Here is a 24550-nt window from a genome sequence, read left to right on the forward strand (position 1 = left end):
GATTCTGGCTTCCAGTGCTCGGACCCGACCGGGTCTGTCGTCCATTGTCGCATGGCCGCGCCCCTGCAGCCGCATTCGCGCGCTCCAGGACCTAGGCTGCCTCGCTCATACGACGCCACGCCGTCTCCGGACTCCGCGCCCAACCAGCGAGCTCCCCCCTGTCGACGACGCGTGCAAGGAGGTCCGCGAAGCGGTAGCCCGGCACTGCGGACAGCGACCGTCGAAGGAATCCGGACGCCTTCGACCCTCTGCCTCGTGCCCAGAAGATCCACCCGAGGATTGCAAGGGCCGGCGCGCGGACCTCGGGCTCCTCCTTCTCGACAAGCAGTCGCATGATCCGCTCGAGCCGCTCGATCCGCTCCCACTGCGGGCGCTCGCGGGTCTGGCCGAGAATGACCGATCCGAATTCGAGCACCGTGTCAATGTCGATCGAGTCGCTGACCTGCTGCTCCTGCCACGCGCGGACGCGCAGACTCACTTCGTCAGGACTGAGGCCTCCGGCGAGCGCAGGCAGAGCCACAGCGCCGTTCTCAGGCCACGGATCGAGCACACCGATGGCACAGCTTCCTTGCCAGGCCGTAGACGCGCCGAGCGCCGCGGCGACAACAACCGCGTCACGGAGCGCTGGCCGGTCGAGCGATGCGGCGAGAAGCCCCAGCCGTTCATCCGCTGGAGCGCGACCCGTCGAAAGGGTCTCATCCCATACAGCGAGTGCCGCGGCGAACGTAGCGGCATCCCACCACTCCTCAGCAGACTCTCGTCCGGAGCCGACCCCAACTGCCGCATCGATCCGCTCGGCGGGAGTCCCCGATCCGAAGGAGCTCCCCCGATAGACGAGCTCGGCGCCCACCCGACTCGCCGTGATCGTCTCGATGGACCGGCCGGGCCACGGGCAGCAGCTCGCTTGCTCGCACAGGACGCTACGCCACGTGTGCTCACCCACGAGCCAGGCGTCGAGGAGCGGAATCCCGAGCTCCGAGAGGGCGAGCCGCACGGCCGTCACAGCGTGGCCGTGCGGAGGTGCCTGGATGTCACGCCATTCGTCCGCCGTGTAGATGGCCAGAACAGCAGCTTCGACCAGCGGATCGGTCAGGAGATAGTCGGTCACGGTCTTGGCAAAGCCCTCAAGCTCGTCGGGTTCAAGCCGTTCGGGCAGATCGACGCGGACAGACACCCCGAGGGAGCCAGCCCCAAGCGTGACGACCACGAGACTCTCCTGGGGCCACTCACCCAGAGCGTGGGGAATGTAGCCAAGAAGGTCCTCCGGCTCACGCACCGAAAGGGTGTCGCGGCCCGGGTGGGAGGCGGGTAGGAAGTGCTCGTTGCTCTCATCCATGCCGCCAGTCTTGATGCCCTCCGGCGGGTAGCGCAGCCCGACAGGTGGCTATGTGGACAACTTGAGGAAATGACCGCCGAGAGCCGAGTGGGGAGGACCAGTCGAGTGGGCGCCTAGCTTTCGGTCTCCGCCGTGCGCCGGGAACGATAGTCCGCCCAGACCGTGCGGACCACCACGAGCAAGGGAGCAACATGCACCCCATTCGCTGCGAGCTGCCGCCGCACTTTGCGTCGCACACGAAGGATCATGACGACCCCGAATGCCATGACGAGCAGCTGGACGGCGAGCGCCACGCGGAAGGCACTGAGCGAATACAGGCCAGCCGGCGAGAGCCCCATGGCGTGTTGGACGTCGAGGAGCCAGCCGACGAGGAACATCGTGATGAGGGCCGCCACGAATCCGCCTGAATTGACGATGCCCGTCGCCGTGCCGAGACGATGCGATGGGTTGAACGTGCGCGCGAAGTCGAACCCGATCATCGACGACGGGCCACCGACGGCGAGCGCTGCAACGAGGATCACGAGTAGCCACGAGGGAGCTTGGCCGGGGTACACGAGGACGACGGCCCACATGAGGGCTGTGAGCGCCGTGATGAGCAGGACGAACGTCGATCGACGGAGCGGGTGCCTGGAGACGAATCGGCCGACGGGCGGTCCTGCGAAGAGCGCGACGACGACGAAGAAGGACATGAGTCCGGCCGCGGCTCCGGAGCTATACCCTTCCCCTGCCACGAGGAAGGGGAAGCCCCAGGCCAGGGCGAACACGTTGCCGCTGAACTGGACCGTGAAGTGGCTCCACAGTCCGAGACGGGTTCCGGGCTGGCGCCAAGCGGCGGCCAGAACGGCCCGCGTTCCCTCCGGCTGTGTCTGCTGGGCAGGTGCGGCGCCTTCCGGCGCGTTGCGCAGCAGGGAAAGGACAAGAACGACGACGAGTGCCGACATCGAGGCCAGCGTGAGGAAGCCTGCCGTCCAGCCGCGCGCATGCAGAAGCGAGAGGAAGGGGATGACGCTCACCAGCTGGCCGAGCATTCCGAGCATGCCGGTGAGCTGGGTGAGCAGTGGGGAGCGCTTTGCAGGGAACCACAGGGGAACGAGGCGCAGGACCGAGACGAACGTCATGGCATCGCCCATGCCGACGAGCATGCGGCCGATGATCCCAGTCACGACCGAATCGGCGACGGCGATCTGGAGCTGCCCCAGCCCCATGAAGACGGCCCCCGTCGCCACCATGATCCGCGATCCGAACCGGTCGACGAGCAGGCCGACCGGGACCTGGAGCGATGCGTAGACCACGAGCTGGAGTACCGTGAAGGACGAGAGGACAGCGCCGCCGACATGGAAGCGGGCAGAGGCCTCAAGGCCGACGACGCCGAACGAGGTCCGCTGCATCACCGCCACGAGGTACGCGAAGACCCCGATCCCCCATACTGTCCACGCGCGCCAGCTATTCACTCCCCCGATCCTAGTCGGCGGGGGCGCCGCCTCCCTGGGTGTCGTCGCCGTTTGCGCCAGTGTCCTTCGTCTCCTCTTGAGAGGCGAGGTACGCCTCGACGGCCGCTCCGAGCACTTCGGCATCGGGAAGCTCCCCGCTCATCGCGGCGAGGAGCGAGCGCCGCGGAGCATCCGCCGACCGCTCGTCGAAGCGCTCCTCAAGCCCTTCGACAAGCTCGCGGACGTCGTCCGAGCCTGCGACCTGGTCGGCGATCTGCCCCTCGACCTCGCGGCTGGCCTCGCGGAGCCGGTCGGTCGGCAGCATGAGCGACGCCGCGGCACCGAGGTGCTCGAGGCCAGTCACGGCAGAGGCCGGGTATTCGGCCTCGGCCAGATAGTGCGGAGTGTGCACGACGAATCCGACAACTCCGCGGCCGGCCTCGGTGAGACGGAGTTCGAGGAGGTGGCCGATCGCAGCGGGAACGCTGACGATGGGCTTCCATCGGGAAATGCCGTCGACGAGATCAGGCCGATTGCCGTGCACCGTGACACCGAGCGGGCGCGTGTGCGGAACCGGCATCGGGATGGAATGCGTCCAGAGGACGAGGCGGACGTCCAGCTTCTCAACGAGCTCGACGACGGCTCGGGAGAACCGCTCCCACTGGAAGTCCGGCTCGGGCCCGGCGAGGAGGAGGTAGGGCTGTCCGAGGCCGTCGACGAGTGCGTAGAGGGCCAGCCGATGGGGGGTGTAGCCCTCGAGGTGGTCCTCCACGAACGTGATCCTCGGACGCCGAGCCCTGTAGTCGATGAGGGTGTCGACGTCGAATTCGGCGACGGTGCGCGCAGTCCCCTCCCCGAGGAGCTCACCCGTGATCTGTTCGACGGCATGGCCAGCATCGGCAAATCCAGTGAATCCCATGAGCATCGGCAGGCCCCGGAGGTCGGGGTCTCCCAGCAGCTCCTGGGCTGCGGCGTAGAGACCAGCGGGTTCCTGAAGCGGCCCGCTCCGGGCATGGTCCATCTGGCTTTCGCTCCTCTCGTGGTCCTCTAAGTGTCAACCGAACACGGCTGTCCATCATTCCACCACCGGCTACGATCGAAAGTCCGGAAGCGGGACAGCCCTCCCCCCGGAATACTGCCCACCAGAAGCCCAGAAGAATCGAGGCCTCCTTCCGTGTTCATCAATGCCGAAGCATCACTGAGCGCCATCGCCCGGGACCTTCGCAAGAATCCCAGCGACGCGGTCGTCATCGGCGTCGCGCAGGGCGGCGACGGTCCGCTCCTCCTCGACAGCCCCCTGAGCGCAAAGGACGCGGAGGCGATCCAGAGCACCCTCGGGCTGCTCGGGATGAGCGGAGCACCCGATTCCCTGGTCCGGCTCCCAGGCCTTCCGGAGCTCAACACGCAGATCATCGCCCTGGCAGGGGTGGGAAAGCTCACTGGCGATGCGCCCGCTCCCGAGCAGCTTCGCCGGGCGGCAGGCTCGGCTGTGCGTCAGCTTGCAGGGCTTGAAAAGGTGGTTCTCGCCTTCCCTGCCCCCACCGTCGCCGAATTCTCGGCCGTTGCCGAAGGCGCGGCTCTCGGCGCCTACTCCTACACTGAGCACCGCACTCGGACGGGGGAGGCAGCGAAGCCCAACGTGGCGCGCGCCGTCGTCCTCTCCCCCATCGCGGGAAGCGCTGCTGCCGAGGCCGCTCTGCTTCGCGCCGCGGCCGTGGCGAAGGCAGTGAACACGACCCGCACGCTCGTCAACATGCCTCCGAGCCAGCTGTACCCGGCGTCGTTCGCAGACGCAGCGAAGGAACTGGCGAAGGGAACACCGGTCAAGATCACGGTCTGGGATGAGAAGCGCCTAGAGAAGGAGGGCTTCGGCGGCATCCTCGCGGTAGGGCAGGGAAGCGCGCGCCTCCCCCGACTCGTCAAGGCCGAATACGTGCCCGCCCAGGCCTCGAAGGCTCCGTCCGTACATCTCGTGGGCAAGGGAATCACCTTCGACACGGGCGGAATCTCGATCAAGCCCGCAGCCAAGATGGACGAGATGAAGAGCGACATGGCAGGGGCCGCGTCCGTTCTCGCCACTGTCCTCGCCGCCGCGCGCCTCGGAGTCCGCACGAAGGTGACGGCGTGGCTCTGCATCGCGGAGAACATGCCCTCGGGCAGCGCCCAGAGGCCGGCAGACGTGATCACGATCCACGGAGGGACCACGGTCGAGGTCCTCAACACCGATGCAGAAGGCCGACTCGTCATGGCGGACGGCCTCGCGGCGGCAAGCGAGGAGAAGCCCGACGTCATCATCGACATCGCGACGCTCACCGGCGCTGCCCTCATCGCACTCGGCACGCGCACCGCGGGGCTCATGGGCGACGAGGCGGTGACGGGCGCGCTCAAGGACGCCGCCGACGGCGAGGGCGAGGCCGCGTGGGCGATGCCGCTTCCCGACGAACTGCGGGCAGGCCTCGACTCCGCCGTGGCCGACATCGCAAACGTGGGCGACAGGCCCGGCGGAATGCTCACCGCGGGCATCTTCCTGCGCGAATTCGTCGGCAAGAACGGCAACGGCTCAACGATTCCGTGGGCGCACATCGACGTCGCCGGGCCGGCATTCAACACCGGCGGGGCTTGGGGCTACACACCGAAGCAGGGCACGGGCGCAATGGTCCGCACGCTCGTTCGCTACGTCGAGGATCTGGGGAACACGAGCTCCTGACTTCAGTTGCGGGACAGCGAGGAGGGCGTTCGGCTTCCGGCCGGACGCCCTCTCGCTGTCTGTGAGAGGGATCACCAGCCCTAAGGATCGCCCTCCGCTTCCGAGAAGTGAGAAGATAAATCCACCAAGCGAAACCCGGGTTGGTGCGTGACCCTTGCCACAAGGCTGGGACAAACGGCCCTAGGAAGGTGGAGCATAGTCGGTCAGGGCGATAGGGTTGCCCTGATACCGGGCCTGCCAGCGCACCAGCTGGTGGGCAGATTGTCACCCATGACGGCTTATCGCCGTCCTTCATGCGAGGGAGCGTCACGTGGCCGACCAGCCAACTGCGCAGGAATTCGACATCTTGGTCCTCGGTGGCGGCAGTGGCGGCTACGCTGCCGCACTGCGTGCCGTCCAGTTCGGCTACAGCGTCGGGCTCGTCGAGAAGAGCAAGCTCGGCGGGACGTGCCTCCACAATGGCTGCATCCCCACGAAGGCCCTCCTTCACTCCGCAGAACTGGCGGACCACGCCCGCGACGCGGCGAAGTACGGCGTGAATGTAACGCTCGAAAGCATCGACATGGACGCGGTGAACGCCTACAAGAACGGCGTCATCGCGGGCAAGTTCAAGGGCCTGTCGGGCCTCATCAAGTCCAAGGGCATCACCGTCATCGAGGGCGAGGGCCGCCTGACCGGCCCGGACACGATCACTGTGAACGGCACCGCCTACAAGGGCAAGAACATCATCCTCGCCACCGGCTCCTACTCGCGGACTCTCCCGGGCCTCGAGCTCGGCGGCCGCGTCATCACCTCGGATCAAGCCCTCGAGCTCGACTACGTTCCGAAGTCGGCAATCGTGCTCGGCGGCGGCGTCATCGGCGTCGAGTTCGCTTCCGTCTGGAAGTCGTTCGGCGTCGACGTCACGATCGTCGAAGGGCTGCCGTCCCTCGTCCCCAATGAGGACGATGCGATCATCAAGCAGCTCGAGCGGGCGTTCAAGAAGCGCGGCATCAAGTTCAACACCGGCACGTTCTTCCAAGGCGTCGAGCAGGACGAGAACGGGGTCAAGGTAACCCTCGTCGACGGCAAGACGTTCGAGGCCGAGCTCCTCCTCGTAGCCGTCGGCCGCGGACCCGTCACCGCGAACCTCGGCTACGAGGAGCAGGGCGTCACGATCGACCGCGGCTTCGTGATCACGAATGAGCGGCTCCACACGGGCGTGGGCAACATCTACGCAGTCGGCGACATCGTGCCGGGCGTCCAGCTCGCGCACCGCGGCTTCCAGCAGGGCATCTTCGTTGCCGAAGAGATCGCTGGCCTCAACCCGGTCGTCGTCGAGGACGTCAACATTCCGAAGGTGACCTTCTGCGATCCCGAGATCGCGACCGTCGGCTACACGGAGAAGGGTGCCAAAGCGAAGTTCGGAGACGATCAGGTCCAGGTGCAGGAATACAACCTGGCCGGAAACGGCAAGAGCTCCATCCTCGGCACGTCCGGGATCGTCAAGGTCGTGCGCCAGAAGGACGGCCCTGTGGTCGGCGTCCACATGATCGGTGCGCGCATGGGCGAGCAGATCGGTGAAGCGCAGCTGATCGTCAACTGGGAGGCCTACCCCGAGGACGTCGCGCAGTTCATCCACGCCCACCCGACGCAGAACGAGTCCCTCGGCGAGGCTAATCTCGCTCTGGCCGGCAAGCCGCTCCACGGCTGAGACGCCTGCGGGCAACGACATCAATCGCACGATTAGAAGCACGAAGGAGCACGGAGACAATGTCTGAATCCGTCAACTTGCCGGCTCTCGGGGAGAGCGTCACCGAAGGTACCGTCACGCGCTGGCTCAAGCAGGTGGGGGACCGCGTCGAGGTTGACGAGCCTCTCGTCGAGGTCTCGACGGACAAGGTCGACACGGAGATTCCCTCGCCTATCGCCGGCGTCCTCGAGGAGATCCTCGTCGCTGAAGATGAGACCGCCGAGGTCGGAGCTCCCCTGGCCCGAATCGGAGACGGCACAGGCGGCGGTTCTGCCCCGGCAGGTGCTGCGCCCGCTGAGGAGTCTGCAGCGGAGGCCGCCCCGGCCCAGCAGGCCGCACCCGCGGCTCCCGCCCAAGCAGCGCCCGCGGAGGAGCCGGCCGAGCCGTCGGTCGATCAGGCGGCTCCCGAGGGGCACGAAGTGACGCTTCCTGCCCTCGGCGAGAGCGTCACCGAAGGCACCGTCACCCGCTGGCTCAAGAGCATCGGCGACGCCGTCGAGGTCGATGAGCCTCTCCTCGAGGTTTCCACCGACAAGGTGGACACCGAGATCCCCTCGCCCGTCGCGGGCACGCTGCAGGAGATCCGGGTCAACGAGGACGAGACGGCCGAGGTCGGCGCTGTCCTCGCAGTCATCGGTTCCGGCGCCGCCGCCCAGGTTGCGCCGGCCCAGCCCGCTCCCGCCGAGGAGTCGGCCCAGACAGCGCCTGCACCCGAGTCCGCCGCGTCGTCGGCCGCGGTCGCCTCCGCGCCTGCCCCCGCCCCCGCGGAGGATGAGGACAAGGCGCTGGCGCAGGCAGCTCCCGCCCCGGCCGCTGCGCAGCAGGCGCCCGCCGCGCCGACGGCACCCGCTCAGACGGCACCCCCTCAGGCAGCCCCCGCCCAACAGGCTCCCGCCGCACCCGCCGCCTCGAACGGCGCGGAAGGCGGCTACGTCACGCCGCTCGTGCGGAAGCTCGCCAATCAGCAGGGCGTCGATCTCTCGACGGTGAAGGGCACCGGCATCGGTGGCCGTATCCGCAAGCAGGATGTCGTCGCTGCCGCGGAAGCGCAGAAGGCCGCCCAGCAGACAGCTGCCCCGGCACCTGCCCAGCCGGCTGCCGCTCCGTCGGCTCCGTCAGCGCCCTCGGCTGCGCCGGTCTCGTCGCTCCGCGGCACGACCGAGAAGGCCCCGCGCATCCGTCAGGTCATCGCCCGCCGGATGCGAGAGTCGCTCGACACGTCGACCCAGCTCACGCAGGTGCATGAGATCGACATGACGAGGATCGCCAAGCTCCGTGATCGGGCCAAGGCGAACTTCCAGGCCCAGAACGGCGTCAAGCTCACGTTCCTCCCGTTCATCGCGAAGGCCGTCGCCGAGGCGCTCAAGCAGCACCCGAAGCTCAACGCGGAGTACAACGAGGAGAAGCAGGAGATCACGTACCACAACGCGGAGCACCTTGCTATCGCCGTGGACACCGAGAAGGGGCTCCTCGTCCCGGTCATCAACGATGCTGGCGATCTGAACCTCGCCGGCCTCGCGAGCCGCATCGCCGACGTCGCGTCGCGGACGCGCAGCGGAAAGATCGGCCCGGACGAGCTTTCGGGCGGGACCTTCAGCATCACGAACATCGGTTCCGTCGGGGCGCTCTTCGACACCCCGATCATCAACCAGCCGCAGGTCGCGATCCTCGGCACCGGTGCCATCGTGAAGCGCCCGTGGGTCACGCAGAACGCTGAGGGCGACGACGTCATCTCGATCCGCTCGATGATGTATCTCTCGCTCACGTACGACCACCGCCTTGTCGACGGTGCGGACGCGGGACGGTTCCTGCAGACGCTCCGTGCCCGCCTCGAGGCTGGCGCGTTCGAGGCCGACCTCGGCCTCTGACCGGCATCGCTCCGGCCGACCTCGGCCTCTGACCGGCATCGCCTCCGGCTGGCTCAAACCGCGGCCCGGATCCCCCTCAGGGATCCGGGCCGCGGCCCTTCCATTCGTTATCCACTTGGAACCCTCGAGGCTCCGGATCGAGCGGGACGGCCACTGGGCCAACACTAGAATCGAGACCATGACTGTCGTCCTGAGCATCTTCGTCTTCCTCCACATCGTCGGTGCAGCGATGATCGTGGGCCCGTGGATCGCGAACATGAAGAAGCCCACCGTGGGCGCTCGGCAGTTCGATGGTGCCATGACCCAGCTCGTCACCGGCATCATCCTTGTCGGCCTCATCACGGTGCTCTCGAAGCAGGCGGACTCGAACGTCTCCTCCCCCGACTACCTGAAGCTCACGATCAAGTTCATCATCGCCGTCGTAGTCGGCGCGCTCGCCTTCGTCGGGAACCGCCGTCGGAAGGCTGGCGAACCGGTCGCACCGGGACTCGCACACGCCGTCGGAGGACTCGCCCTCCTCAACGTCGCCATCGCGACGATCTGGCCCTGACGGCCTCGGCTGGCACCGTAGCCCCGCGAGCTTCATGAGAAGCAAGCGGGGCTTTTTTGTGCCTACGATGGCGGAGCCAGTCCACTCACTCCGGCCCTCTGGCCGGCGAAGCAGTCCACAGGACCCAACGAAGGAGCGAAGCATGGCTACCATCCGCACTGCCCACACCGTCTGGAACGGCACCCTCATGGAGGGCTCGGGAAGGACTACTCTGGACACCTCCGGGCTGGGCACGTACGACGTGACGTGGAAGGCGCGCAGCGCCGAGGCCAATGGCAAGACGAGCCCTGAGGAGCTCATCGCTGCTGCCCACTCCGCGTGCTTCTCGATGGCTTTCAGCAACGGCCTTGCCGAGGCCGGATACACGGCCGACGAGATCAACACCCAGGCCGAGGTCGACTTCATTCCCGGGAAGGGCATCACGACCAGCAAGCTCACCCTCTCGGCGAAGGTGCCGAACCTCGCGCAGGACGAGTTCGAGAAGATCGCCGACGGCGCCAAGCAGGGCTGCCCTGTCAGTAAGGCGCTCGCGGGGATTGAGATCACCCTCGACGCGAAGCTCGAGTCCTAATTCGGAGGGAGGCGCCGAGCCGCCCAGACGGACAGGGCCCCTGCCGCACCATTCGGTGCGGCAGGGGCCCTGTTGTCTGTTCAGCTCGTTCCTCGGTCCAGCCCGGATCAGCCCTCGTAGGCGACCGCTGAGCCCGCCGCTGTCAGCTCTTGGGGACGCGGGGGCAGGGCTGCCGGACGCACGGAACGGTAGCCTGTCCGTGCTGGCGGCCGCTCGGTTGGGATCTCGATGAGCATCTCCTTGAGCACGCCGATTGCCTGCTCGAGCTGGGGGTCAAGACCCGCCGCATAGGCGTGCGGCGGGAAGGCGACCTCGATATCGGGCTCCACCCCGTGATTTTCGACACCCCAGCCGACGCCGCCCCCGAACCAGGTGGCGTACCGCGGCTGCGTCACGCCTGTGCCGTCCGCCAGCCGGAATCGGTTGTCGATACCGATGACTCCACCCCACGTCCGCGTCCCGACGACGGGGCCGATGCCCCGCAGCTTGCCCACCTGGGTGATGATGTCGCCGTCCGAACCCGCGAACTCGTCGGCGAGGATGACAACGGGACCCCGGGGGGCGTGGCGTGGGTACGTGCGGGGCTGTTCGCCACGGGGGATGGTCCAGCCCGTCACCCGGCGTCCGATGAGTTCCGCGACGAGCTGGGAAGTATGCCCGCCACGGTTCCGGCGGATATCGACCACGAGGGCGTCAAGCGCCGTCTCGGTGTCCAGGTCGCGATGCAGCTGAGCCCACCCGCGCGCCCCCATGTCCGGCACGTGGAGATACCCGTACCTGCCCTCCGACGCTTCCCGGACGAGCCGGCGGTTCGCCTGGACCCAGTCCTGATACCGGAGGCGCTCCTCGTCCTTGAGGGGGACGACGGCGATCCGGCGCCGCTGGCCTTCCTGCTCACCGTGCGCAGCCCCGTCGAGCATCGTGAGCTCGACGGTCTTGCCGGCCGCCCCGACGAGGGCCATCGCGGGCCCGAACTGGGAAGTGAGCGGGACGCCGTCGACCGCGAGGATCCGGTCCCCGGGCCTCACATCGGCACCGGGGGCAGCAAGCGGTGAAGTCGCGAGCGGGTCGGACGATTCGCTCGCGAGGACCCGGCGCACAACCCAGCCCTCGTGGTAGTCGAACTCACCGCCGAGACGCCCCTGGCCCCCTGCGTCGGGCTCCGAGGCGAGACTCGGTGTCACGTACGCATGGGAGGTCCCGAGTTCCCCATGGACCTCCCAGAGCAGGTCGACCAGATCGTCGTGGGAGCCGAGGCGCTCGACAAGTGGCTCGTACTGGGAGCGCACCTCGGTCCAGTCCCGTCCCGCCATGTCTGCTGCCCAGAAGAAGTCCCGCTGGAGACGCCATGCCTCGGCGAATGCCTGACGCCACACGGCAATCGGCTCGAGGCGCACGCGGATCCGGTCGAGATCGACCCGGATGTGCTCGGGCGAGCCCTCCTCGACCTTTCCGCTGCTCGGCACCGAGCTGACATGGCGTTCGCTGACGTACACGACCTTCGAGCCGTCCCCGCTCAGGCGGTACGTGTCCAAGGCGCCCACAACGGTGGTGGTGCGAGCATCGGCGAGGTCGAGCCGTTCGAGGCTCGGCTGGGGGTCCTTGTCCCCCGGCTTTGCCTTGCCCTCCCCGGTCGCCCCCGAGAGGTCGTGTGAGAGCCACAGGAGCGCTCCGGGTGCGGCCGTGAGGCGCGAGTAGTTCCCCTGCCGGACCGGGAGGGCCACGACCCGGTGGGCGAGGCCCTCGAGGTCAACCCGCGTCTCCTCGGATTCGGCCTTGTCACCGTCTGCATTCTCTCCGGCCGGAGCTCCGAAGTCCGCGACGCGCGGGCCGAACGGCGCAGCAGTCGTAGCGGCGAGCGGCACGATATAGGGCTTGATGGGGCTCGGGAACGCGAGGTCGAACGAGTGCCCGTCGTAGACGGGGTCGAAACTCCGTCCCGACAGGAACGCCAGGTACTTCCCGTCGGGGGTGAACGCTGGCCACGCGTCCCAGAAGCGTCCATCTGTCACGTCGGCAATCTCACTCGAGAAGACGTTGGCGATGCGCAATTTCGACCGCGTTCCGAAGGCGGTGACGGGCTCGCTCCAGGCCAGCCACTCCGAATCAGGGCTCCAGGCAAGCTGTTCGATGGTGCCCTCTTCCACTGTCGAGAGTGTGCGAACCGCCTTCGATTCGAGGTCGACGAGGTGGACTTCGCCAAAAGCCGTTCCGAGTGCAATTCGGCGGCCGTCCGGGCTCGGGACGAGCTGGGCGACGCGGCCCGGAGTCGGCAGGTCGAAGCGCAGTGGAGCGGCCGCAGGGGTTTCAGCGGTACCGCGCGATCGGCGTTCGCCCTGGACTGTGACGGTAGCGGCAGGGTGTTCCGCGCCGTCGCCAGCGTCATCAGGAACAGCCTGCAGCGCCGAGCTGGACGCCGCGCCGACGGGCACTGGAGCCGGCAGACCACTGTCTGCCTCCGCCGCCTGGACAGCCGTGGGAGCAGCCTCAGCCGAGGGTTCCTCGGCGATGGCGTAGTCCCCTGCATCCCTCAGATCCTTCACGAACAGCGCCTCCTCCCCCGCAGGGTCGGCGATGTAGGCGACGCGGTCGCCTCCGAGGGGACGAGCCAGACGCGCGCGGACGCCGGGCGCCGCCTCGACGACGCGCGACGGGCCATCCCGGTGGGTGAGCCAATGCACCGTCCCGTGGGACTCCACGACGCTCGCGTCGCCGTCGTGCGTCGGTACCGCCTCGCCAAGGTGACGTCCGACGGCGAGTGGGACCGGGCGGCGCGACGTCGACGCCGAGCCGAGGCTCACCTCGAGCCGGCGAGGTTCCGCCTCGAGGCTGTCGAGGAGCCAGAGGCCCCCTGCCGACTCCACGATGATCCTCGAGCCGTCCGAACTCGCGTGGCGCGCGTAGAAGCGGTCGAAGTCGGTGTGACGGCGGAGGTCAGAGCCATCCCGCTCGACCGAATACACGTTGCCGTAGCCCTCATGGTCTGAGAGGAACGCAATGCGGCCGCCGATCCAGACCGGATCGCACAGATTGCCGTCGAGTTCCGGGGCCAGACGCCGGAACTCGCCCCCGCCGTCGACGTCGATCCAGAGCTTGCCGGCGGCACCGCCGCGGTACCGCTTCCACGCGGCGGGCTCGCGGGAGAGGACGCTGCCGACGACAACGGGACGCTCGTCGCCGACGGACGGTCCGAAGGCGACCGAGTCGATGGGCCCGTAGGGCAGTTCCTCGAGCCTGCCTCCCTCTGGAGCGACGGCGTAGCCGTAGGTAAGACGGGAATCGGGCTGATTGTGGGCGCTCGTCACGATCACGCGCCCCCGGGGGTCGATGCCCTTCACCCGGGTGGACTGGTGACCGAAGTGTGTGAGCTGTCGAAAGCCTCCACCCTCAACGTCCGCGGCCACGGCCTCGGGCGCACTGCCCTGCACGACGCTCCAGACCACCTTCCTGCCATCTGGGGTAAAGCGAGGGTTGCGGGCTGGGAGCTGGAGCGCCGAGATACGCCAGGCCCGGCCGCCGTCGACCGGGGCAAGCCACACGTCGTCCTCGGCCACGAACGCAACGAGGTCGCCGTGCACATGGGGGTACCGAAAGTAGCTGGAGGCTGTCATCCTCCGATCATAGGCAGGGCGGCTGGGAGCACTCGTGACACCTGCCAGCCCGGATCGCGCCGCTCGAGGACGATGCGCAACCACTGCTCCTTTGCCTCCGCAGGGCGCTGGAGCTCCGCGCCGTCGCTCCCGCGCACCGAAAACGCGGAAGTCACCACCCGGACGCGGACGACGGCGGTGCTGCCGCGGGCTTCGGCGTTGTCCGCGCCGGGCGCCGCGCCGTCTCCTGAGTCTGTTCCCGCCAGTTCTACAGACAGGACCCTCGAGGTGAATCCTTCGAGCCATCGTCCCGACGCCTTGAGGTCAGCAGCGAGTTTCCGGTCCGCCACGTCCGCCTCCGAACCCGGGACGTTGACCCGCCCGAGGAGCTCGTCATCGGGCCGCGACACCGCCTGCGCCCTGATCTCAGCGAGCGCCTGGACCGCCTGCACCGGATCCTCCGAGTCGGCCGCACGCCTGAGCGGTTCAGGCAGGGCGGACCATCTCGTGCCCGTGGCGGGAGCGCTCGCGGCGCCTCCACGGGAGCGGTCCTCGATTCCCAGGGCGCCAGCTCCGGCAAGCGCCACGGCGGCCGTCCCTGCCGCAGCGGAAGCTGCCCAGACGGCGATGAGGAACTTGGAACGAGGACGCCGCGGAACAGCGAGACCGCGTCGACGTGGTACCGCGGGCCGCCGGCGCCGCGAGCCCTCCTGCAGGCGCGTGACCAGCTCGGGGAGGACCTCGGCCTCGACGGCTGGTGCGAGGTCGACAGGGTCAGCAGAACAGCTCCTCAGGACAGCCCGTGCGAACTCCGCCGCCGTCGGACGCTCGCCGGGCTCCTCGGCGAGGGCGGCCTCGACGGCCGCCGCGAGCTCCGTCGGGATGCCGGGGACGAGCAGGCCAAGCGGCGGTCTGGTCCGCCGTGGGCCCGGGGGTGAACCCACGAGGCAGAACCAGGCAACGGCACCGAGCCCGTAGACGTCGGCCGCAGGGCGGACGGCGCCGGCACCCGCCGTGAAGGGGTCGAAGAACCCGTCCGTACCCCTCGTAGCCCCCGCGCCGTCGCCGACCTGCCGCGCCTCGCCGAGGTCGGCGAGCAAGGGGCGGCCTTCAGAGGTGAAGAGGATGTTGCTCGGCGCGATGTCGAGGTGCGCTGTGCGCTGTACGTGAAGAGAAGCCGCTGCCTGTGCGATGGGGCCTACGGTTGTGACGGTCTCCCCGGCGGTCAGCCGACCTCGCGCCGCCACGAGCCGGGCGAGCGAACCTCCGGCGGCGTACTCGGTCAGCAGCACGGGCGAACCTGTCCGGGCCTCCGTCGCAGACGCGAGGCACGTCAGCAGGTTCGGGTGCGAGCGGACAGTCTGCCTGCGGAGTTCGTGCCGCAGAGGATGCACCGCCGTCGGCTTGCTTCCCACCCCGGCTCGCAAGACCTTCGCGGCGCGGAGGCAGCCGCTCTGCTGCTGGCGGACGAGCCAGACGTCGCCGGTGCTTCCGCGCCCGAGGAGACGGACGACGTCGTACCCCTGGACCGCTGGTTCGGTGGGTTCCATGCCCCTTGTCTACCGCAGATCCCGGACGAGTGCCGGAAGTTATCCACAGGGCGCGATCCGCGGTGTGAGTCATCTCATGGCAGCGCTGGTCCTCCGGGGGATTAAGCTGGTCGGCATGACTCTTGCGTTCACCCGGCTGGGGTTTGCGCCCGACTTCGTCGACTACACGGCCGGTCTCGCGGCCCAGCGTCAGCTCCACGACGAGGTGGCAGCAGGCGAGGCCCCCAGCACTGTCCTTCTCCTCGAGCACGCCGCCGTCTACACGGCTGGCAAACGCACCGAGGACCACGAGCGCCCGCTCGATGGCACTCCCGTCGTCCCCGTCGATCGCGGCGGGAAGCTCACGTGGCACGGACCCGGCCAGCTTGTGGGCTACCCGATCGTGCGGCTCAAGGAGCCGAGAGGCGTGCGCGCGTACGTCGAGCTGCTTGAGGACGTGATGATCACCGTGATCTCGGAGTACGGAATCAAGGCCGAGCACGTCGACGGACGCTCCGGCGTTTGGGTGCGCGCCGACGAACGAGGCGGCGACCGCAAGATCGCAGCCATCGGCATCAGCATCCACGAGGGCATCACGGGGCACGGCTTCGCGATCAACTGCAGCAACAGCCTCGACCCCTACGAGCAGATCATCGCTTGCGGCATCACGGACGCCGGCACAACAACAATTTCCGCTGAGCTGGGCCGCGAGGTCGGCCCGCTGGACATCATCGATCGGATCACCGAGGAACTCAACCGCCGGGCTGGCGAATTCGTCGCCGACGAGGTTTCTTCCTCTTCTGACCACACTGAAGGAGCACTTCTGTGACGCTCGCACCCGAGGGGCGCCGGCTGCTGCGCGTCGAGCAGCGCAATGCTGAGACGCCTGTGGAGCGCAAGCCCGAATGGATCAAGGCCAAGGTCCATATGGGCCCGGAGTTCATCCAGCTTAAGAACCAGGTGAAGAAGGAAGGCCTCCACACCGTGTGCGAGGAGGCCGGCTGCCCGAACATCTTCGAGTGCTGGGAGGACAAGGAGGCCACCTTCCTCATCGGCGGCTCCGAGTGCACCCGGCGGTGCGACTTCTGCCAGATCGACACCGGCAAGCCCTCCCCGCTGGACCGCTTCGAGCCCACCAAGGTCGCCCGCTCCGTGCAGTCCATGGGCCTGCGTTATGCGACCGTCACCGGCGTCGCCCGCGACGACCTCCCCGACGAGGGAACCTGGCTCTACGCCGAGACCATCCGCAAGATCCATGAGCTCAACCCCGGCACGGGCGTCGAGATCCTCATCCCCGACTTCTCCGGCAAGCCCGAGCACATCACCGCGATCTGTGACGCCCAGCCCGAGGTGTTCGCGCACAACGTCGAGACCGTGCCCCGGATCTTCAAGCGGATCCGCCCGGCCTTCCGGTACGAGCGCTCCCTCGACGTCATCACCCAGGGCCGCGACCAGGGCATGGTCACCAAGTCCAACCTGATCCTCGGCATGGGCGAGACCCGCGAGGAGGTCTCCCAGGCCATGCGCGACCTCCACGAGGCCGGCTGCGACCTGCTCACCATCACCCAGTACCTGCGCCCCTCCGAGCGCCACCACCCCGTGGACCGCTGGGTCAAGCCGCAGGAGTTCCTCGAGCTCTCCCAGGAGGCCGAGGAACTCGGGTTCCTCGGCGTCATGAGCGGACCTCTCGTCCGCTCCTCGTACCGTGCCGGTCGCCTCTGGGCGACCGCCATGCGCAAGAAGGGCCGCGAGATCCCACCGCATCTGGCCCACATCGAGTCCTCGGGCACCACCCGCCAGGAGGCAGCAAGCCTTCTGGCCGCTCAGGCTCACTGATACACCCTGCTGGTTCTCACGCCGCCCTTCCGGACGAGGTCTGGGAGGGCGGCGTTTCACTTAGAATTGAAGCACTATGGCGAAGAACACCTCCAACACGCCCTCGGATCGAGCTCCGAAGAAGGCGAAGAAGCCAAACAGCTTCCAGCAGATGCTCCAGGTCTTCCAGATGACCCGACGAGCGGACCCGAACGTCGTCTGGCTCATGGCGCTGGTGTTCCTCGTCGTCGTCGGCCTCGGCGTACTGGTCGGCGCTCTGCTCGAGAACTGGATCACGGGCCTCATCGTCGGCATCCTCCTCGGGGTGCTCGGTGCAATCTTCATCCTGAGCCGCCGGGCCGAGCGGGCTGCGTTCTCTCAGATCGAGGGGCAGCCAGGCGCCGCCGGAGCGGCGCTGAATACGCTGCGGCGCGGCTGGATCATCGAAGAGCAGCCCGTCGCGATGAACCCGCGCACTCAGGACCTCGTCTTCCGCGCCGTAGGGCGCCCCGGCGTCGTCCTGGTCTCGGAGGGACCGACTCAGCGAGTCCGTCCTCTCGTCGAGTCCGAGCGGAAGCGGCTCGCCCGCGTCCTCCCCAACGTTCCGATCACGGTCATCGAGAGCGGGCGTGAGGAGGGCCAGACCTCGATCGACAAGGTCGCGAAGCGCATGCAGAAGCTCAAGCCCGAACTGACCAAGACTGAGGTTCAGGCCATCAACAAGCGGCTCGCCTCCCTCGGCCCGCGCCTGCCCATCCCCAAGGGGATCGACCCAACCCGGATCCGTCCTGACCGCCGTGCGATGCGCGGTCGCTGAGCACAGGTTCTTGAAATCCGAAAAGGGCCCGGACGTCCCCGTCCGGGCCCTTTCGCGTGGGCAGTCCCTGTTCCTCGGCGTCTACAGCCGCACGAGAAGCGTCTTGGCGGCCTTGTCGTGAAGCCCCCGTTGATCCGCGTCGAAGACGACCGCTGGAATCACGAGGCACAGCAGCACGGTCCGCAGGATCGCCGCTGGGATCCCCGCTGGCGCGCCCCCCAGACGGACAACCTTGAGCCCGAGGACTCGGTGTCCGAGGCTGTAGCCGACAGTGCCGACGAGGACGATCTGCTCAAGTGCGAAGATGCCCAGAGTGGCCGATGAGTTGCCGTGGAAGAACGCGCTCGAGATCAGGAGACACGCCGCCCAGTCGATGCAGAGGGCGACGACGCGGCGGCCGGGCCGGGCGATCGAACCTCGGCCCGTGCGCGGTAGCCCGAGGGCCCGTCCCGGGTAGTGGCCGGGTTCTGTAGGGGGCCCACTGATCCAGGAACTGAGGTCTCTGCGGTCGATCACCGATCCAGTCTAGTTGGCTGTCCTGTTCCAATTGGCTGCTCTGTGACGTCCCGCCTTGGTGGTCCCGCCCGTTCCCGCCTAGCGTAGGTCCAGCAGCAATAGGTGCGATGTAACGTCGCTGAAACAATATGGACACTGCCGAGTAACGCCGTCTTCGTAGGCTGAGTCGCGTTGCAGCACGGTGCCGCCCGCGCGGCGATCCTGCCCGCGCGCCGCCGTTTCGCGCCCCGGTGCGTGCCATCCCGATCTGTAAGGAGAACAGATGTTCAAGTCTGCGGAGGAAGTCCTCGCGTTCATCAAGGACGAGGATGTCAAGTTCGTCGACATCCGCTTCACCGACCTCCCCGGCGTCCAGCAGCACTTCAACGTCCCCGCCAAGACGGTGGACGAAGACTTCTTCGTCAACGGACAGCTGTTCGACGGCTCTTCCATCCGCGGCTTCCAGGGCATCGCCGAGTCCGACATGCAGCTCATCCCGGACGTGACCACCGCTTACGTGGACCCGTTCCGAGTGGAGAAGACGCTTGCGCTCAACTTCTCGATCGTCAACCCCCGCACCGGCGAGCCGTACCACCGCGACCCGCGCGGCGTGGCCGAGCGCGCTGAGGCCTACCTCGCATCGACGGGCGTCGCCGACACGGCGTTCTTCGCGCCCGAGGCCGAGTTCTACGTCTTCGACAACGTCCAGTTCGAGTCCTCCCCCCAGGGCTCGTTCTACAAGGTCGACTCGATCGAGGCTCCGTGGAACTCGGGCCGCGAGGAAGAGGGCGGTAACCTGGGCAACAAGACGCCCTTCAAGGGCGGCTACTTCCCCGTCTCGCCGGTGGATCACCAGGCCGACCTCCGCGACGCCATGGTCCTCAACCTGGACGCTGTGGGCCTTGAGGTCGAGCGCTCCCACCACGAGGTCGGCGCGGCCGGCCAGGCGGAGATCAACTACAAGTTCTCGACCCTCGTGCGCGCTGCGGATGACCTGCAGAAGTTCAAGTACGTGATCAAGAACACGGCCACCGAGTGGGGCAAGTCGGTCACGTTCATGCCGAAGCCGATCTTCGGTGACAACGGCTCTGGCATGCACTGCCACCAGTCCCTATGGAACGGCAGCGAGCCGCTCTTCTACGACGAGAAGGGCTACGCGAGCCTCTCGGACCTCGCGCGCTGGTACATCGGCGGCCTCCTCAAGCACTCCTCGGCGGTCCTCGCGTTCACGAACCCGACCGTGAACTCGTACAAGCGCCTGGTCAAGGGCTTCGAGGCCCCCGTCAACATGGTCTACTCGCAGGGCAACCGCTCGGCCGGCATCCGGATCCCGATCACGGGCACCAACCCGAAGGCCAAGCGCATCGAGTTCCGCGCTCCGGACCCCTCGTCGAACCCGTACCTCGCGTTCGCAGCCCAGCTCATGGCCGGCATCGACGGCATCCGCAACCGGATCGAGCCGCCGGCTCCGATCGACAAGGACCTCTACGAACTCCCCGCCGAGGAGGCCAAGGACATCCCCAAGGCTCCGGGCTCGCTCGAGGAGGCCCTCGATGCACTCGAGGCCGACAACGAGTTCCTCCAGGCTGGTGGAGTCTTCACCCAGGACCTCATTGAGACGTGGATCGCGTACAAGCGCGAGAAGGAGATCGCTCCTCTCTCGCTCCGCCCGAACCCCTACGAGTTCGAGCTGTACTTCGGCGTGTAACCCAGTTACTGGGCAGAAGCGGGCATAGTCCGCAACGAGTCCGCACGAGCCGCGAGCACTTTTTGCACAGCGGCCCGTGCGGACTCGTCTTTTTCACACAGGTCTTGCCTGAGCGCTCGCTCACCCGGCGGTCGGTAGTCTTGGTGAGGTATCGGACGAAGGAAGAACGATGAATTTTGCACTCTTCGTGAAGGAGCCCGGCCAGGATTCGGTCCTGCATCTGCGGTTCGAGGCGGAAGACGACGATGACGCCCTGCGGATCGCAGCGAACGAGGTCGAGCAACTCCGGCTCGGCCCAGCCGAGTTGATCCTGGAGGAGGCCGATCTGCGCCGCGACGACCGTCTTGCCGTATGGCAGTTCAACAGCGAGACAGACGAACCCTGAACCTTCCGGGCACCTGCCTCAGCCGAGCGCCCGGACGACGTCCACGAGCATCGGGCAGGGCCATGGCTCCCCGCAAGCCGCGCATGGAGACCCGGTCAGCTCAGAGGTAGGTTGATGCCTTTCAACCACCGGACGCCACATCTCTGCCGTTGCCACGAGATGCTGCGAATCGCTCGAACGGAGCGCGTTCAGCTTGCCCAGAATGCCGAGGTAGATCGGCGCAGCCAGCTCCCCCTTATGCATGCCGAAAGCGTAGCGCAGACAGAGGCCCTGCTACTGCCCCCGTCGCCATGCATCAAACGCGGCTGCGCGGTCACGCTCCCTCATCGCTTCGAGCGTCCGGACGAGCTTTCCCTCGCTGGCGGCAAGTGCAACGGCCGCCTCCTCAAGTCGTTCGACGAGGCCTTCAAGTCGGCCGAGATCGACTGACGGAACTGCTTCTTCGCTCATCGCTCTCCCTCTCGCTGGAACGCCCGATTCTGCGGGCCTTTGGCACCCCCACGTCAACTCTCCCAAGTGAGAAGGGGGTCCGCATCCGTAGCCAGTACTCGAATCTGCGGGCTCCGAGGGAGCGCATCACGTGGGCAGCAGGCCCTGTTGTACTCGCCTTTGTACTCGCCGCGGCGGTCAGCCTGCGATCGTCGAAAGGATCACCACGGCGTCGCCCAGGGCCACGACGTCATGACGGGGCCCCGGCAGTGCGATGAGCTGTCCCTCTTCGACCCTTGTCTCACCCTCGTCGGCACGGACGAGGACAGAACCGGAGAGGACGTGGAGCGTGGCTGCCTCGGGTTTCGTGTGGTCGCCGAGGGCCTGCTCGTCGAGCAGGGCGATGAGGGTGTGCCGGAGCCTTCCGTCGTGGAGAAGAGCCCTCGCGCTGCGTCCGTGTGGGCTCATCCTCGCTCGGTCCAGCTCCAGCTCGGCCGCCGCCGCAACATTGATCAGCTCCGCCATGGTTGCCCTCCTTGATCGCGCCCTCGCCCCTCATCGACCGACGGCATAGAACTTCTCCTCGAACACGTGGCGTGTGCGCCGCGTGAGCTGAAGGTACTGCTGCTCGAGGGCGCTGGCCTGGCCGGGGGAATACCCGCACCATCTCGCAACGGCTTCGAGATCCCTCCGTGACGAGGGAAGCATGTCGGATGCCCGCCCGGTCCACACCACATTCGCACTGCGGATTCGACTCGAAAGCCTCCAGGTCTCGGCGAGCAGGGCGGTCTCCCGCTCGTCGAGGAAACCCAGCTCGGCCGCGGCATGCAGGCCACCGAGCGTCGATGTCGTCCGGAGTTCGGGGTGCTGCGCAGCGTGTTGAAGCTGGATGAACTGGACGAGCCATTCGACGTCGCTGAGCCCACCGCGGCCCAGTTTGAGGTGCCGCGCCGGATCGGCTCCCCGGGGAAGACGCTCCGCCTCCACCCGTGCCTTGATCCGGCGGATCTCCGTGATGTCGGCCTGCGAGAGGTGCTCAGGGTAGCGGACGCTGTCGGCGAGGCGCATGAAGTCTGCCGCCAGTCCGTCGTCGCCCGCCATGGGGCGCGCGCGCAGAAGGGCCTGCCACTCCCAGACGAGCGCCCAACGGCGGTAGTACTCCGCGAACGAATCCAGGGAACGCACGAGCGGCCCGGACTTGCCCTCGGGCCGCAGGTCAGCGTCGAGCTGCAGCACGCGCTCCGCGAGGACTGCCGGGCGAAGTGGCTGGGTCAGGAGCCCCGACATGGCGGTGACGATCTCCTTCGCCTGCCGCTGGGCCTCAGCGGGGTCCACGCCGGGCAAAGGACGGTGCACGTACATGACGTCCGCGTCGGAGCCGTAGCCGATCTCGCGGCCACCCTGCCGGCCCATCGCGACGACGAGCACGCGTGTGAGGAGGGGGCCCCTCGCCGCTGCCTGTTCCTCGGCGACGCGAAGAGCGCCGAGGACGGCGGCCTGGTCCGCGTCCGCGAGGGCATTCCCCACCTCGTCCTGATCGAGCAGGCCGGCGCTGTCGGCGATTGCAGTCCGCAGGATCTCCCGACGCCGGATGAGCCGCACGAGCCGCATGCGCGCCGTCGGATCCTCGTGGCGGGAAATCTTCGACTGGATCTCCTGCCACTGCGCGTCGAGGGGCACGGGCGCGAGGTCCTTTTCGTGGCCCAACCACGCCACGGACTCCGGCGAGACCTCGAGAAGGTCCGCGATGAGCCGGGAGTTGGCGAGAACGTGGCACAGCCGCTCTGCCGCGGCTGCGGAATCCCTCAGCATGCCGAGGTACCAGTGCGTCGTGCCGAGGGCCTCGCTGACGCGACGGAAGGCGAGCAGCCCAGCGTCCGGGTCGACACCTTGGGCGAGCCAGTCGAGCAGGACCGGCAGGAGCTGGCGCTGGAGCGAGGCGCGACGGCTCACCCCTGCGGTGAGGGCCTCGATGTGCCGCATTGCGCCCTGCGGATCACTGTAGCCGAGGGCAGCGAGGCGACCCTGAGCGGCCTCGGGTGAGAGCCTCGCCTCCTCGGGGCTCAGGTTCGCGACCGTGTTGAGCAGCGGCCGGTAGAAGATCCGCTCGTGCAGCTCCCGGACGCTGCGTTTGGTCCGATGCCAGGAGTCGAGCAGGGCTTCGGGCGAGGACTTCCCCGTGTCCATGATGCCCTGCACCGCCCGGGCGAGCGCGCGCAGGGCATCCTCCTTGACGGGCATGAGATGCGTTCGGCGCAGTTGGGCGAGTTGGATACGGTGCTCGAGAAGACGGAGCCGCCGGTAGGAGCCGTCGAACTCGGCTGCGGCGCTGCGCCCGATGTAGCCTCCTGCCGCAAGGGCGGCAATCGCAGACGTCGTGTCCCGGACGCGCAGCGACTCGTCCGCCCTCCCGTGAACGAGCTGGAGGAGCTGCACGGTGAACTCGACATCACGCAGACCGCCTGCCCCGAGCTTGATCTGGCGATCGGCCTCCGCGGGCGGAATATGTTCCGTGACCCGCCGGCGCATCGCCTGCACGGAGTCGACGAAGCCATCGCGGCCTGCCGAGGACCAGACGAACGGTGCCACCGCCTGCTCGTAACGGCTACCGAGCTCCGGATCTCCCGCGATGCAGCGGGCCTTCAGAAGTGCTTGGAACTCCCAGCTCTGGGCCCAGCGCTCGTAGTACGCGACATGCGACTCGAGGGTCCGCACGAGCGGCCCGTCCTTGCCCTCGGGGCGGAGGTTCGCGTCCACCTGCCACAGGCCAGGCTCCCGCGCAGTCCCGGACACGGCGCGCGCCAGACCGGTGGCGAGGCTTGTCCCGATGCTGATGACCGTCGAAGGATCGGCATCCGGGTCCTCGCCATCGACGACATAGATGACATCGACGTCTGAAATGTAGTTGAGCTCGCGCGCCCCGCACTTTCCCATTCCGATGACGGCGAGGGCGACGGCGTCGACGGCCTCAGCGCCGAATGTCGGCGCAGCCTCGGCGCGGGCGACGGCGAGACCCGCCTCGAGCGCTCCGGCCGCCAGATCTGCGAGCTCGGCGGCCGCGGCTGGCAGGAAGTCCGTCGGAGATGCGGCGCCAAGATCACGGATTGCGAGTTCACACAGGTGACGGCGATAGCGGATCCGGAGCGCCTCCCACGCGTCGGCGCCGACCCTGCTCGCGACGGGCCGATGCGCCGCCGGATCGGCGCCCACAGACTGGAGAAGCGAAGCCCTCAGCGCGATGGGGTCGGCGCCCTGCGGCTCCGCCGAAGGCACCACGTCGAAGACGTCGAGGTGTTCGGGGTGCCGGATCAGGAAGTCTCCCAGGGCCTCCGACGCACCGAGAAGCCTGAACATCGGCTCTGAGCGCGTCAAGCCGGCCTCGACGGTCTCCCGGAGACGCGGTTCCTTCTCGAGGAGCCGCACGAGCGAGACGAGCGCGCCGTCCGGGTCCGGCGCCGCTGCCAAGCCCTCGAGCAGCAACTCCTCGTCGATCCCCTCGAGTTCGGGGGCGGCGAGAAATCGCTCGGCCCTGTCTGGGTCGGACGAGCCGAGAGCGATGAGCCGGCGGGTCAGGCTTGGGGCCATGGC

General features: G+C 67.8%; 19 protein-coding genes. 10 read left to right on the plus strand and 9 right to left on the minus strand.

Translation table 11 applies throughout. From position 1 onward, the window contains the following. Positions 1-91: 91 nt before the first annotated feature. The 3 genes from L0M17_RS11515 to L0M17_RS11525 all read right to left on the minus strand — a co-directional run bounded on the left by L0M17_RS11515 (position 92) and on the right by L0M17_RS11525 (position 3787). A complete protein-coding gene (locus L0M17_RS11515; protein WP_241054094.1) occupies positions 92-1336 on the minus strand; it encodes a DUF4192 domain-containing protein in 1245 nt (414 codons plus the stop codon). Positions 1337-1449: 113 nt separating this feature from the next. Beyond that, the gene (locus tag L0M17_RS11520) at positions 1450-2787 is read right to left on the minus strand and encodes an MFS transporter (RefSeq protein ID WP_241054096.1); all 1338 of its coding nucleotides are present in this window, start codon (positions 2785-2787) and stop codon (positions 1450-1452) included. A gap of 10 nt (positions 2788-2797) precedes the next feature. Further along, the gene (locus L0M17_RS11525; RefSeq protein ID WP_241054097.1) at positions 2798-3787 is read right to left on the minus strand and encodes a proteasome assembly chaperone family protein; all 990 of its coding nucleotides are present in this window, start codon (positions 3785-3787) and stop codon (positions 2798-2800) included. Between the two features lie 153 nt (positions 3788-3940). On the opposite strand from L0M17_RS11525, the gene L0M17_RS11530 reads away from it, so the two are divergent. The 5 genes from L0M17_RS11530 (at position 3941) to L0M17_RS11550 (ending at position 10194) form a co-directional block, all read left to right on the plus strand. After that, positions 3941-5473, plus strand: a complete 1533-nt coding sequence (locus tag L0M17_RS11530; RefSeq protein ID WP_241054098.1) for a leucyl aminopeptidase — start codon at positions 3941-3943, stop codon at positions 5471-5473. 310 nt (positions 5474-5783) lie between these two features. Beyond that, positions 5784-7166: a dihydrolipoyl dehydrogenase gene (gene lpdA / locus L0M17_RS11535; protein WP_241054099.1), complete on the plus strand. Its 1383-nt coding sequence runs from the start codon at positions 5784-5786 to the stop codon at positions 7164-7166. Between the two features lie 59 nt (positions 7167-7225). After that, positions 7226-9073, plus strand: a complete 1848-nt coding sequence (gene sucB, locus L0M17_RS11540; protein WP_241054100.1) for a 2-oxoglutarate dehydrogenase, E2 component, dihydrolipoamide succinyltransferase — start codon at positions 7226-7228, stop codon at positions 9071-9073. Positions 9074-9251: 178 nt separating this feature from the next. Then, the gene (locus L0M17_RS11545) at positions 9252-9623 is read left to right on the plus strand and encodes a hypothetical protein (protein WP_241054101.1); all 372 of its coding nucleotides are present in this window, start codon (positions 9252-9254) and stop codon (positions 9621-9623) included. A 142-nt stretch (positions 9624-9765) separates the two neighbouring features. Then, positions 9766-10194, plus strand: coding sequence for an OsmC family protein (locus tag L0M17_RS11550; RefSeq protein ID WP_241054102.1), 429 nt, complete (start codon positions 9766-9768; stop codon positions 10192-10194). Between the two features lie 107 nt (positions 10195-10301). On the opposite strand, the gene L0M17_RS11555 is transcribed toward L0M17_RS11550, so the two are convergent. Then, entirely contained in the window at positions 10302-13805 is a 3504-nt protein-coding gene (locus tag L0M17_RS11555) for a S41 family peptidase (protein WP_241054104.1), read from the minus strand. Then, positions 13802-15334 carry a serine/threonine-protein kinase gene (locus L0M17_RS11560; protein WP_241054105.1) on the minus strand — a complete coding sequence of 511 codons (1533 nt, stop codon included), beginning with the start codon at positions 15332-15334 and terminating at the stop codon, positions 13802-13804. The genes L0M17_RS11555 and L0M17_RS11560 overlap by 4 nt, the downstream gene beginning before the upstream one ends. A gap of 76 nt (positions 15335-15410) precedes the next feature. Here L0M17_RS11560 and lipB point away from each other — a divergent pair, with 76 nt between their 5' ends. The 3 genes from lipB to L0M17_RS11575 all read left to right on the plus strand — a co-directional run bounded on the left by lipB (position 15411) and on the right by L0M17_RS11575 (position 17945). Continuing rightward, positions 15411-16142, plus strand: a complete 732-nt coding sequence (gene lipB, locus L0M17_RS11565; protein ID WP_255731897.1) for a lipoyl(octanoyl) transferase LipB — start codon at positions 15411-15413, stop codon at positions 16140-16142. Beyond that, a complete protein-coding gene (lipA, locus tag L0M17_RS11570) occupies positions 16139-17149 on the plus strand; it encodes a lipoyl synthase (RefSeq protein ID WP_241054107.1) in 1011 nt (336 codons plus the stop codon). Before lipB ends, lipA begins: the two co-directional genes overlap by 4 nt. Before the next feature lie 76 nt (positions 17150-17225). Beyond that, positions 17226-17945, plus strand: a complete 720-nt coding sequence (locus tag L0M17_RS11575) for a DUF4191 domain-containing protein (protein WP_241054108.1) — start codon at positions 17226-17228, stop codon at positions 17943-17945. Positions 17946-18026: 81 nt separating this feature from the next. On the opposite strand, the gene L0M17_RS11580 is transcribed toward L0M17_RS11575, so the two are convergent. Next, entirely contained in the window at positions 18027-18461 is a 435-nt protein-coding gene (locus L0M17_RS11580) for an RDD family protein (protein WP_241054109.1), read from the minus strand. A gap of 262 nt (positions 18462-18723) precedes the next feature. Here L0M17_RS11580 and glnA point away from each other — a divergent pair, with 262 nt between their 5' ends. Together glnA and L0M17_RS11590 are read left to right on the plus strand one after the other, a co-directional pair. After that, a complete protein-coding gene (glnA, locus tag L0M17_RS11585; RefSeq protein ID WP_241054110.1) occupies positions 18724-20148 on the plus strand; it encodes a type I glutamate--ammonia ligase in 1425 nt (474 codons plus the stop codon). 169 nt (positions 20149-20317) lie between these two features. Continuing rightward, positions 20318-20533: a hypothetical protein gene (locus L0M17_RS11590; RefSeq protein ID WP_241054111.1), complete on the plus strand. Its 216-nt coding sequence runs from the start codon at positions 20318-20320 to the stop codon at positions 20531-20533. Between the two features lie 273 nt (positions 20534-20806). Here L0M17_RS11590 and L0M17_RS11595 read toward each other — a convergent pair whose 3' ends face one another. The 3 genes from L0M17_RS11595 to L0M17_RS11605 all read right to left on the minus strand — a co-directional run bounded on the left by L0M17_RS11595 (position 20807) and on the right by L0M17_RS11605 (position 24547). Further along, positions 20807-20983 (minus strand): hypothetical protein, encoded by a 177-nt coding sequence (locus L0M17_RS11595; protein ID WP_156144116.1) that lies wholly within the window; start codon positions 20981-20983, stop codon positions 20807-20809. Positions 20984-21160: 177 nt separating this feature from the next. Then, positions 21161-21487, minus strand: coding sequence for a cupin domain-containing protein (locus tag L0M17_RS11600; protein ID WP_241054112.1), 327 nt, complete (start codon positions 21485-21487; stop codon positions 21161-21163). A 30-nt stretch (positions 21488-21517) separates the two neighbouring features. Next, positions 21518-24547 carry a bifunctional [glutamine synthetase] adenylyltransferase/[glutamine synthetase]-adenylyl-L-tyrosine phosphorylase gene (locus L0M17_RS11605; RefSeq protein ID WP_241054113.1) on the minus strand — a complete coding sequence of 1010 codons (3030 nt, stop codon included), beginning with the start codon at positions 24545-24547 and terminating at the stop codon, positions 21518-21520. Positions 24548-24550: the final 3 nt, after the last annotated feature.

The organism is Sinomonas terrae (assembly GCF_022539255.1).
Lineage (GTDB): Bacteria > Actinomycetota > Actinomycetes > Actinomycetales > Micrococcaceae > Sinomonas > Sinomonas terrae.